At 67.8% G+C, this 10,313-nt stretch carries 10 protein-coding genes and 1 pseudogene; 6 read left to right on the top strand and 5 right to left on the bottom strand.

The genetic code is table 11. The features are described 5' to 3' along the window. Positions 1–235 precede the first annotated feature (235 nt). A complete protein-coding gene (locus ACIBH1_RS44590; RefSeq protein WP_397320174.1) occupies positions 236–3,607 on the bottom strand; it encodes a DNRLRE domain-containing protein in 3,372 nt (1,123 codons plus the stop codon). Positions 3,608–4,024: 417 nt separating this feature from the next. On the opposite strand from ACIBH1_RS44590, the gene ACIBH1_RS44585 reads away from it, so the two are divergent. The 3 genes from ACIBH1_RS44585 (at position 4,025) to ACIBH1_RS44575 (ending at position 6,453) form a co-directional block, all read left to right on the top strand. Then, complete coding sequence (locus ACIBH1_RS44585) at positions 4,025–4,780, top strand: hypothetical protein (protein WP_397320173.1); 756 nt, start codon at positions 4,025–4,027, stop codon at positions 4,778–4,780. Positions 4,781–4,833: 53 nt separating this feature from the next. Next, positions 4,834–5,643, top strand: a complete 810-nt coding sequence (locus tag ACIBH1_RS44580; RefSeq protein ID WP_397320172.1) for a hypothetical protein — start codon at positions 4,834–4,836, stop codon at positions 5,641–5,643. A gap of 234 nt (positions 5,644–5,877) precedes the next feature. Continuing rightward, positions 5,878–6,453, top strand: a complete 576-nt coding sequence (locus ACIBH1_RS44575) for a class F sortase (protein WP_397320171.1) — start codon at positions 5,878–5,880, stop codon at positions 6,451–6,453. A 50-nt stretch (positions 6,454–6,503) separates the two neighbouring features. Here ACIBH1_RS44575 and ACIBH1_RS44570 read toward each other — a convergent pair whose 3' ends face one another. Together ACIBH1_RS44570 and ACIBH1_RS44565 are read right to left on the bottom strand one after the other, a co-directional pair. Beyond that, positions 6,504–6,752, bottom strand: a complete 249-nt coding sequence (locus ACIBH1_RS44570) for a hypothetical protein (protein WP_397320170.1) — start codon at positions 6,750–6,752, stop codon at positions 6,504–6,506. Then, positions 6,749–7,057, bottom strand: a complete 309-nt coding sequence (locus ACIBH1_RS44565) for a DUF6247 family protein (protein WP_397320169.1) — start codon at positions 7,055–7,057, stop codon at positions 6,749–6,751. The genes ACIBH1_RS44570 and ACIBH1_RS44565 overlap by 4 nt, the downstream gene beginning before the upstream one ends. 199 nt (positions 7,058–7,256) lie before the next feature. Between ACIBH1_RS44565 and yidD the strand changes: the two are divergent. Together yidD and yidC are read left to right on the top strand one after the other, a co-directional pair. Next, positions 7,257–7,443, top strand: a pseudogene (gene yidD / locus ACIBH1_RS44560) (membrane protein insertion efficiency factor YidD); the annotation flags it as partial. Between the two features lie 112 nt (positions 7,444–7,555). Beyond that, positions 7,556–8,389, top strand: a complete 834-nt coding sequence (yidC, locus tag ACIBH1_RS44555; RefSeq protein WP_397320168.1) for a membrane protein insertase YidC — start codon at positions 7,556–7,558, stop codon at positions 8,387–8,389. 394 nt (positions 8,390–8,783) lie between these two features. On the opposite strand, the gene ACIBH1_RS44550 is transcribed toward yidC, so the two are convergent. Continuing rightward, a complete protein-coding gene (locus tag ACIBH1_RS44550; RefSeq protein ID WP_397320167.1) occupies positions 8,784–8,942 on the bottom strand; it encodes a hypothetical protein in 159 nt (52 codons plus the stop codon). Positions 8,943–9,151: 209 nt separating this feature from the next. On the opposite strand from ACIBH1_RS44550, the gene ACIBH1_RS44545 reads away from it, so the two are divergent. After that, complete coding sequence (locus ACIBH1_RS44545; RefSeq protein WP_397320166.1) at positions 9,152–9,622, top strand: hypothetical protein; 471 nt, start codon at positions 9,152–9,154, stop codon at positions 9,620–9,622. 262 nt (positions 9,623–9,884) lie between these two features. On the opposite strand, the gene ACIBH1_RS44540 is transcribed toward ACIBH1_RS44545, so the two are convergent. Continuing rightward, positions 9,885–10,313 (bottom strand): hypothetical protein, encoded by a 429-nt coding sequence (locus ACIBH1_RS44540; RefSeq protein ID WP_397320165.1) that lies wholly within the window; start codon positions 10,311–10,313, stop codon positions 9,885–9,887.

Below are 10,313 nucleotides of genomic sequence, written 5' to 3'. Positions count from 1 at the left end.
ACTCACGACCTCATCCAGCCACAGGAGGCCGGTAGACACCCGCCTCCGCTGTCGTGCGAACGGAGCCTCGTTCCGGCGTCGTAAACCGGTCAGTTGCGGTCAGCGGTCGGGTTTGAACGCTGACGCAGCGATGCAGGAGGACGCTGGCTCCCGGTCAGCGTGACCACCGGCGCGGACGAGCGCCGGTGGTCACGCGCTCTGCGAAGAGATCGGTAGAGGATCTCCCCGTGTGGGACTACTGGGCGTCGGCGGCGATCTCCTCGCTCGTCTGAACCCGCTGGTAGGTGATGAGCTCATCGATCACGCCGGGCCAGAAGGCCGTGTTGAGGCCACCGGTTTGGGCGCGCCCGACCGCCAGCGGCCCGTTCGCGGTCGAGGCCGTGATCACTGGGGCTTCTTTGGCAAGGGTCCCGTTGACATACAGGCGTGCCGTCTGTGTGGCAGCGTCGTAGACACCGGCCAGGTGCACCAGGGCCGCCGGGTCGACCGGCGCAGTCGCGGTGAGCCGGGGTCCAGCCAGGCCAGCGGGCGCGAACAGCCAGCCACCGACTGAGGCGTCGTAGCCGAGGACGAAGCCGCTGTGGCTGGCGCCGTCCTGGCTGACTGCGGCCGCCTCCGCCGCGGTGCTGGACAGCCGGACCCAGGCGCTGACGCTGTAGCTGGCGTCAGTTCGCACTGCGGGGCGCGCCGTCTGGGCGTACGCATCGGTGCCGTTCAGCAGTAGGCCGCCACTGCCGTTCTTGCCCTCCCAGCTCCACTCCGTGCCGCCGTGCAACGTGGCGTCGTTGCCGTTATTGGAGTTGTCCAGCGTGGTGGTGCCGTCGAGCTCCTCAAAGCCCAGGCCCAGGGTGTGCTTCTCCAGCGCTTCGGACGCCTGGAAGCTGTAAGCGGCTACCGGCGAGCGCTGGCCTGCGGCGTCCATGCCTACGACGTAGAGCGTGCGGAGGTTGTTGTCGGCCGCTACGTAGGAGATCGTCACCGGCTCGCCGGGTGCCGATGCTCGGGCCTCGGTCTGGGGTTCGGGGTTGTCGACGTCCCAGAGGTAGGCGACGAAGGGCTGGTCTGCGGCGGAGATGGTGAACATGCCCGGCACGCCGATCTTTACGCCCGGCTCGCCTGCGGGGAAATCGGACGAGGTGATCTGCGGCCGTACGGCGGGAGCGGCTCCCGGGACGGTGAAGCTGCGCCAGGCGCTGAACGGCCCGTAGGTGCCGCCGGTGTCCTTGCCGCGAACCCGCCAGGTGATTGTTGATCCTTCCGGCAGTGAGTTCTCCGGGATCGTGACTGTGTGCAGGCCCTGGGTCGCGAGTTTGGTCTCTTCGACCTTGATCCGCTCGCTGCCGTTCCACCACTCGAACTGAGCCGCCATCGAGCCGGTCTCCTGGGCGTCACGGATATCGGCGATCAGTTTGGGGGCTGTGGAGGCCATCTCCCCACCGTCGGCCACGTCCGGTTCGGTGGACAGCGCCGTAGGCTTGTCGGGAATGAGGACCGTCGCAGACTGCCAGTCCGAGTAGTCCGAGGTCGCGGAGGCCGAGTAGGAGCGGACCCTCCAGCGGATCTTCCAGCCGTCCTTGAGCAGATCGGTGGGCAAGCTGGCCGAGGCCTTCGCGCCGGAGGCGGCCTTGGTGCCGTAGCCCTGCCAGATCAGTCCGGTGCCATGCGCTGTGTCCGCTGGGTCATGCTCGACCTGGAAGTAGGTCGACAGGGTGCCGCCGCTCCCGTCGGAGACAGTCGCCCGCAGGGTGGGGTTCGGCGATCCCGTGGTGAACACGCCCGGTAGATCCCACTTGGGGGAGATGTCGAAATTGGCGACACTCGGGGTGGTGGCCGGAACGAGCTTCCACAGTTGGTTGGCGCCGCCGTCGGCGGTGGCCTGAAGCACGTCTGCGTGGTCGCTGGTGGAAGAGTTGGGGAGCTCGACGACCTTGCCACTGTGTTTGGCCCGCAAGAAACCGTAGCCGCTGCCGACGTTTTGCGGGTAAAAGCGCATGTGCTCGTAGGCGCCGTCGGCCCACTGGGAGATCACGGCACCGTCAGCGGTGCTGGCTCCGGAGACATGCATGGCCTTACCGCTTTTGCGGTTGAACAGCTTGTAGGTGCCGTCACCTTGCGAGACCAGCTTCCACACCATGTACGGGTACGGCATGGAGGTGTCGGTGAGCTGGTCGATGGGCGCACCGTTGTCCATCGAGCCGCCGTTGACCTTGAGCGCCTTGCCACTGCTCTTGTTGACGATCTTGTAAGAGCCGTTGTTCACCAGACCGGACAGGTTGGTGATGCTGTAGGTCACCGACAGGGTCGGCCTGTTGGAGGTGGCGTTGGCGGAGGTGTACTCGCGGTTGTTGGTGTACTGGGTCTCGAACTGGTCCTTGAGCGAGAACCCGTAGTTGGCCGTGCCGCCCGCCCATGCCTTGACGATGTCGACAACGTCGAAGGAGTTCCAGCCGGTGGCGTTGCCCGTGCCGACGGCCGCGCCGGTGTCGGTCTGGGAGGGCAGGTTGCTCCACGTGGTGGTGGAGGAGTCCCAGGCCTCGGTGGTGCGCCGGGCCGTGACGGCCATGTAGCCGCTGCTGCTGGCGGTTTCGCTGTACAGCTTCAGTGTGGCGGCGGAGACGCTGGTCCGGGCGATGTTGCTGGTGTTGAACTTGATGTAGGCGCGCGCGCGCGGGCTGGAGGCGTCCGGGTTCGCTTTGACCTTCAGCTGCGTCGACCCGGCGTGGGCGCCGGTGCCGTTGCCGACCCAGGTGTCTGTGCTGATCGTCAGGCTGGTGGTGGGGTCGATGGTGACCGGGTAGGTCGTGTCCGGATCGGACAGGAAGGCCTGGTCGGGGGTCAGAGTCAGCTCGGTGCGGCCATCCACGGTCCGCACGTCGGCCTCGACCGGCACCTGCTCGTCCCCGACGGGCTCGGTGGCCTCGGCCTGGTGGGGCGTGGAGGAGTCCCACATCTGCGGCGCCGGGGCGGCGGCGACGACCTCGCCGGCGTCCTGGCCGCTGGTGCTGGTGAGCTCCAGTCCGCCGGTGGCGGTCTCGGCCAGTTTCAGACCGTCGGTCTGGACGGGCATGCGCAGGTGCAGCTCTCCGGCCGGCCGCTCGCGCACCACGACGTCGTGCCGGAATCCGGTCGGCAGGACGGTGACCACCAGGTCGGCCGCCGGTCCGGCGGCGTCGGCGAAGGTGGCGACGTTGCCCTCCACGCTGGGGACGGGTAGCGCGGTGGGCCAGCTGAGGCTGAAGGTGCGGCCTTCCTCATCGCGCATCGTGACCGCGGGGCCGCTGCCGCCGGCGGAGACTTCGACGTCGGCTTTGGCCGCCTTCGGCTTGAGCAGCCCGTCCTGCGGCGTCAGCGTCGGGTCGATGTCCACCCACTGCCCGTCTCGCTGGATGCGGGCCGGGCCGCTGGTGATGGTGTCGGTGAAGGTGCCGTCCGGGTTGGCGACCGTGGAGTTGGTCTCCGTGGTCAAGCCGGAAACCGGCACCGCGTCACCCTGCTCGGCGGCCAACGCCGAAGCGGCCTCACGGGTGAGCGCGCCGAACGGTCCGGCGCTCGGCGTCACGGCCGCGGCGGCGTTGCCGACACCTGCCGTGCCCGCCGCGAGCGGCACCAGGGCGAGCGCGAGCAGGCCCAGGGCAGGCCGCCTCCACCATCGCCGCAAAGATCTACTCATGGTTTACCTGCACATGAAAAGTTGGATAAATCGGACATAAGGGTATGCCTGTAGGCGAGTGGCCTCGCCCGCCCGTGGCGTTGTCGCCGCAGGTCAGGGCTTCGTCGGTGATGCGCAAGGCTGGTGGCCCAGAAGGCGTGACGCGTCAGAGATGAATCTTCCTGTACCTTACTCACGGTTTGTCCGTTATGTCCGCATGGGGGTTGGGTGGTGGCGTCAGCAGCAGGACCTGCGCACCGGTCCTCAACGTCATCCCCTGGAGCGGCGGCCCACCGCAGTGCCCGCGGTCGATCACCGGAGATCGCCTGGGACAGTCCAGATGCGGGCCGGCCTGCCAGCCCTGTCTGCCGGCCCGTGGGGGCCGACCGGCCGGCGTCGGGCCGGGCACGTGGAGCGGCGAGCTGGCTGCTGGGGCGGTTGCTGATCGGGTTCGCCGTCACCTTCGCTTTGGCCGGCACACTCGCGGTCCTCATCACCGCGCAGCCGATGCCGGCCGGTGCCGAGACGGTCGAGCCTGGCTCGGGAGGCTGGATCGAGCCCGACCCCGGCCCCTCCGACGAGGTCAGCGAAACCGCTTCGGCCAGGCCGACTCCCACCGTCACCGTGACCACCACGCTGCCGCCTGCCCAGCCGACGAAGAAGCCCTTCCCGCCTCCGCCAGCGCCGATGGCCGGGCAGAATCCATCTGTTCAGCAGGCGCCGGCCTCCACCGCGGCTTCCGCAGCTCCCCCGGCCCTTGTACCTACCGCCACGCCGGTCGTGCCTCCGGCGCTCAGCACGCCGACGCCCAGCTCGTCAGCCGAGCCGCTGACCCTGCCCACGGCGGCACCCCCGCCTCCCGCCCTCTCGGCGCCGGCCGTGCCCACGGCCCATGTGGACGTTCAGGAAGCCGCCGCCAGCGAACCGGTGGACGAGATCAGCGACAGCCTGGCCCTCGGCGTGCCCGCCCTGCTGCTCATCCTGGCGGTCATCGCCGGTCTCATCTACGTCGACAGCCGCACCCGCCTGCCTCGCCCAGCTGGCCCGACCGCGGCCTGGCTGGGCCATCCGCGGGGCCTGAACCGTGCCCCTCCGCGAGAACGACACATCGGCCAGCATCGCGGCCTGTGACCTCTGCCCTGCCCGAAAATCCACGCCTGAGCCCCTGTCCTCGAAAGGCCCCCGTGAACTCCGCCATCCGCCCCCGTCTGATGCCCACGCTGATCGCCGCCGGTGCGAGCTGCTGGCTGCTGGCCAGCCCGCTGGCAAGCGCCGCCCTGGCCGATCCCGGCACCCCCGTGAGCGTCAGCTACACCTGCAAGCCCCCGCTCGGCACCGGCACTCCCAAGCCCATGCAGGTCACCGTCACGCTGCCAGCCGCCGGGCAGGTCAACAAGGCGCTGGCGATCGAGTGGGACCTCGACACCGGACTCACCACCCCCGATGCTCTGGCCGCCGGTACTGTCTCCCAGCGCGGCGTCCTCAAGCTGACCGGCACCAGTCAGGACACGGTGAGCACGGCTTCCGCCACCAACGCCGCCATCGCCGCCGGCCAGCCGATCAAGCTGGCCGCGATGAAGGGCACCTACACCCCCGCCACCGCCGGCACCCTCACCGTGCTGCCCGGGGAGGTCACCCTGGTCATCAACAACAACGGCTCCACTCAGGAAACCCTCTGCACCCCCGACCCGGCCGCAGCCCAGCTGGCTGCCATCACCATCAGCGCCACCAGCGCCACGCCCTCGGCCAGCGCGAGCACCTCACCTACCACGAGCCCGTCGAACTCGCCCACCCCCACGGCGACCCGGACCGTCACCGCCACCCCAAGCGATGATGACGCTGCAGCGGTGATCACCCCCAAGGGGGCGGCCCCCACCGGCGGCGGCGGACTGGCCGAGACGGATCTGCTGCCCTACGCCATCGCCAGCGGCCTGACGCTGCTTGCGGCCGGCATCGGCCTGGAAATGCGTCGCAAGCGCGTCCACGGCCTGTAACACCAACCGAGCAGCCAAGCGTCTCCGTTGCACCCCTCACAACCGGCTCCGCACCAGCCTCGATGGGACTGGGCCAAGACTCCAGGCCCTGGCCCGCACGTCCCCGACGTCAATCCGCCTCCGCCTCCGCTTTCCGCGCCCGCCCCGCATCTGCGACCCGCCCTCCAGCTCGGGCCGCTGAGCTGGATCCTCCTCCTGGCCGCCCTAGTGGCAGCCCTCGGCGTGCCCCTGGCCATGACCGCCCGCATCCTTACCGAGCCGCCCTCCGCCCGGCCTCCCTCCGTAGCGATCCGGCCATGGGCCATCCCCGCCCCCGCCCAGCCCCTCCCCGCTGTGCCTTCTCAGGCGCCCGCAGCCAGCCGGCCCGCACAGCCCGTCCAGATCGTTATCCCCGCGATCGGCGTGTCCGCGCCCATCACCTCGGTCGGCCTCGACAGCGACGGCGTCGTCCAGGCGCCTTCGTTGTCCGAGCCCAACCTCACCGGCTGGTACCGGCACGGGCCGCGCCCAGGCGAGAACGGTCCCGCCGTCATCCTCGGACACCTGGACACCGTCTCCGGACCGGCTGTCTTCGCCCGGCTGGGCGAGCTCCAGGCCAACGATCCCATCATCATCACCACCGCCGACGGCAGCCAGGAGACGTTCATCGTCACATCCCGCGAGCAGGTGGCGAAAAACGCCTTTCCCACCAGCCGCGTGTACGGGCCCGTCTCCGCCCCGGCCCTTCGGCTGATCACATGTGGGGGCGACTTCGATCACGCCAAACGCAGCTACAACGACAACATCATCATCTACGCAAGCCATCGATAACGGAGTTCCGCGCCCAGCTCAACTGCCGCCACGACGAGTCCACCAGGGCGTCAGCCAGTCCAGAGCACCATGAAGATGCTGAGGAACTCCGCCTGTTCGTCGACATAGAAGTGCATGAGGCCGCGACCATCCCCATACGTCGTCTCGCGATAGTCGGTCCGGCCGGGGTAGAGCGGCCAGGCATCCCACGGGTCCCGAATGAGCTCACCGGTTCGAACCGCCAGCGCAGTCAACGCTTCGTCCGGGAGGTCCTTCATCATCTCCAGGGCCTGCGGGCCGAGCTCGAAACCGTAGCTCATGCCCTCCGCCGGGAGTCGGCGACCAGCTGAGCGAAGGCGGGGAACGACTGCTCTGCCGGCACCCGCTCGGTGCTCTCGGCAGCGTCCGCTGCGGCCTGATCAAAGCCGGGGTGGCTGTAGGCCTGCGAGCGCATCCACCACAGGTGCAGCAGTTCTGGCACCTGGTGATACTCAGCCGGGTCGCTCGATGCCGTGGCGAGAGCGGATCGGTAGTCGGCTAGGAATCGGGCGTGCCACTTCGCGGGCAGCCGTTCCAGGATCGCCGATGGGTCCTGTCGGGGGTCGTACACCGGCTGAGCGCTCATGACCTCCACGGTAACCGCATCGTGGTGACCTTCGTCCTTCCGCAGACAAAACGGGGCGGCAGGGCTGCAAGAATCTCAGGTATTTCAGTTCCAGAGGAGGTCCTGAGGCAGGGGCTGCCCTGCCCCGTCGTCCATGCAAGCAAGTATGATCAGTAGCCCTGATCGGCCTCCTTGCGGGAACTGGGTGCGATGATCATGCCCACGCCTCGGTCCATGCTGCCGCTTCTACCCCCTCGTGCAGCGCATACGGACTGGAAGCGATATCCGTACACGGTGCCCTGAAGGGCACCTGGCTGACCGTCCGGCGCATCGGGCGCTGCCACCCTTTCCATCCTGGAGGCCTCGACCCGGTGCCCCCACGGTCCCACGAAACGCAAGGGAGCTAGCTCGGTGGAGTTCAGCTGGCTGAATTGGCTCTACGTAGCCATCGCTCAAGTCATCACCTGGATTCACCAGGCTTACAGCACGTTCATCAACCCCGACAGTGGCCTGAACTGGGTGTTGACGATCGTCACGCTGACCGTGTTCATGCGGCTGCTGATCTTCCCGCTCTTCCTCAAGCAGATGCGCTCGTCGAAGAAGATCCAGGAGCTCGCTCCCCAGGCTCAGGAACTCCGCAAGCGGTACAAGAACGACAAGCAGCGGATGAACCAGGAGGTCATGGCGCTGTACCAGGGCGCCGGAGCCAACCCCCTGGGCGGCTGTCTCCCGATCCTGGCGCAGTTCCCGATCTTCATCTCGATGTTCACGGTGCTCAACGCCATTGCGGATGTGAACCGTACGAACGTCTTCGGCATGCCGCCGGAGGTCGTCGCCAGCGCGCGTGAGGCGCATGTCTTCAGCGCCGGCATCTCCGAGACCTTCTGGTCCACCAACAGCGTGACCAGCAAGATCATCATCGGCTTCTTCGTCGCCGTCAGCTCGCTGACCACCTTCCTCACCGTCAGGCAGAGCGTCACCCGCTCCATGGCCCAGATGCCTGACAACCCCATGGCGCAGCAGCAGAAGATCCTGATGTACATCAGCCCGCTGTTCGCCATCTTCAGCCTGAACTTCCCGCTCGGCCTCATCCTCTACTGGGTCACCACCAACCTGTGGACCCTCGGCCAGCAGCACTGGTACTACACCCGGCACCCGATGCCCCAGTTCGACGACAAGGGCCGCCTCATCCCGCACCAGCCGAAGCCCGGCCTGCTGTCCAAGTTCAGGAAGAGCGAGCCCGTCGTCGAGGAAGCCCCTCCGGCCGCCGCCGCTCCCGAGGAGCCCAAGGTCGTCCGCAACCAGCCGTCCAGGCAGACCCGTAGTAAGCGCTCGGGCAGCAAGAAGTCCTAGACTCTGCGCTAGATGTACTTGGTCATGAGCTTGGTGTCAGTTGGCTGATGGGTGGCTGGCTTTCGCTGATCGCCGCGGCACTCACCCTGGCCAGCATCCTGATCAACCGCCGATTGCACTACCCAAAGCGCCTCGCCGACAGTCTGCCCGGTTCCTCACCGGGCAGTCATCGACCGGGTCCGCTCGCCCACCCCGCGGCCGCGGTGCATACCCCCTCGTGGGCAGACACGGGCGCGACCGAGCGAGGCTCGTGTTCCGCGGGGATAGCTCCATGCCCAGGGCCGTGACAAGCCGTCTCTCCTGCAAGTCATCAGGCGCTTACAGAACAAAAATCTGGAAAGCGAGCGTGTCAACGACGACCGCGACGCGGCGGCTCCGGCACAACCATCGGCCGTCACCACAACACATCGCAGTCATCGCTCCCGAACCACGTCCGCATCGTGAACCCGTCGAAGAAGCCGACCGTCACCCTGCGCGCGTACCGCTCCACGACCCACACCAGCTCTTCGGCCGGTGGCCCCGTCGAGGCCTTCTCCTCGTAGTTGAACCTCATCCACCCCTGACCAGCCACCCCCAACCTCCTGGTTCTCGTGCAAGCCGCCAGCAAGCCGCCCAGTGCACGATGGAGACATGCCCCGAGCACGCCGCCTCCCTCGGTTACTTCAACAACTGCTCGGCGCCCGCCGTAAACCGCGGCGCCGACCACCGCGTGTTCGGATGAATCCTAGGCACCCGCGACCCACCGCCCGGACCACCATTCGGATGGCCGAACGAGCGAGGGCTCGCCGCGAACAGGGGAAGGCTCCCTCACGCGACCGGCCCGGACGAGCGCTCGCCGTATGGACCGCCATCGGCACCGTCCTCGCCGGGCTTGTCGCGGTGCCTGCCCTGCTGATTTCACTCAACGCGTTGCGCATCAGCGAGGAACAGCGCCTCGAAACGCACCGACAGTTCGCGCAACGAGTGACCCTCCCGGACGACATCGAGGATCAGTTCTTCGACAACACCGAGCTAACCATCAGCAACGCCAATACGATCCCGGTGGCCGTGGAAATGCTGATGCCCGGCCCAATCGGGCAACGCGCAGAGGTCATCTACGACACCAACGTCCCCGCCTGCGCCGAAGTCGCCTACCACTTCGAGCTCATCATGCCCTTCTCGTTTGGAGCGCCAGGCCAGTGGTCACAGAGAGTCGTCGCCTTAATCCCCTTGACGGGAATCGGTGGGAGCTGAACCCGCCGGGCGGCCAGGTTTCGGTCGTTGACAAAGACTGGTGGCAGAAAGAAGGCGCCGACATCAGGCGAGAAGACATGCGCGTCATCAAGAGCAAAGCTCTTACTGGGTGCGTGTGACTTGACCTGCGTCCTTTCCGTGATTACGGAGCGTCGGGTATGGTGGGCCACGCGCGCCCATGGGCGCACACGCGCCCGCGCGTTGGGCCCCGGTTTGCGGGGTGTTGCCGGTGTCGGCGGTGGCCGTCCGGCGTCCGTGTCGGTTACGGGGTGTGAGATTCGCCGGGCGTGGTCAGGGTCAACAGCTGGTGCTCGACGTCCCAGCCGTCGAAGTGTTCGTGACCCCCGTCGACCACGGTGTAGGCCCGCTCGAGGAACAGGCCGAGGCCGCTGTCGTGGCCGTCGCGGGTGAGCTTCCACACCAGGTAGCCGGGCTCTTCGTCGGGGTAGCCGACCAGATCCGGGCCGGGGGCGGGGCTCCGCCAGTCGACGGCGAGCACGACCTGGACCGTCATGCGCTCCAGCTCGTCGCGGCCGTACAGCAGCGGGCCGACGTCCTCGATCTCGACGGTGACGAACCACGGGTCGTGCGCCGCCCAGGAGAGCAGGCAGTCGACGGGTGCGCCGGTTGCCAGCTCGGTGATCGTGATCCGCTGCTCGATCGGGCGCGGAGCGTGCGTGAGCGTTGCCAT

The organism is Nonomuraea sp. NPDC050663, assembly GCF_044456985.1.
In the GTDB taxonomy this organism is placed as follows: domain Bacteria; phylum Actinomycetota; class Actinomycetes; order Streptosporangiales; family Streptosporangiaceae; genus Nonomuraea.
Note: the sequence above shows the minus strand (reverse complement) of the source record. Positions and strands in the feature narration are given on the sequence as shown.

Excerpts from the sequence above, each read along its gene's own strand:
- ACIBH1_RS44550 (WP_397320167.1), bottom strand. The coding sequence starts at position 8,942 with ATGAGGTTCAACTACGAGGAGAAGGCCTCGACGGGGCCACCGGCCGAA.
- ACIBH1_RS44575 (WP_397320171.1), top strand. The coding sequence starts at position 5,878 with ATGACCGCCCGCATCCTTACCGAGCCGCCCTCCGCCCGGCCTCCCTCC.
- ACIBH1_RS44565 (WP_397320169.1), bottom strand. The coding sequence starts at position 7,057 with ATGAGCGCTCAGCCGGTGTACGACCCCCGACAGGACCCATCGGCGATC.
- ACIBH1_RS44540 (WP_397320165.1), bottom strand. The coding sequence starts at position 10,313 with ATGGCAACGCTCACGCACGCTCCGCGCCCGATCGAGCAGCGGATCACG.
- ACIBH1_RS44570 (WP_397320170.1), bottom strand. The coding sequence starts at position 6,752 with ATGAGCTACGGTTTCGAGCTCGGCCCGCAGGCCCTGGAGATGATGAAG.
- ACIBH1_RS44545 (WP_397320166.1), top strand. The coding sequence starts at position 9,152 with ATGGCCGAACGAGCGAGGGCTCGCCGCGAACAGGGGAAGGCTCCCTCA.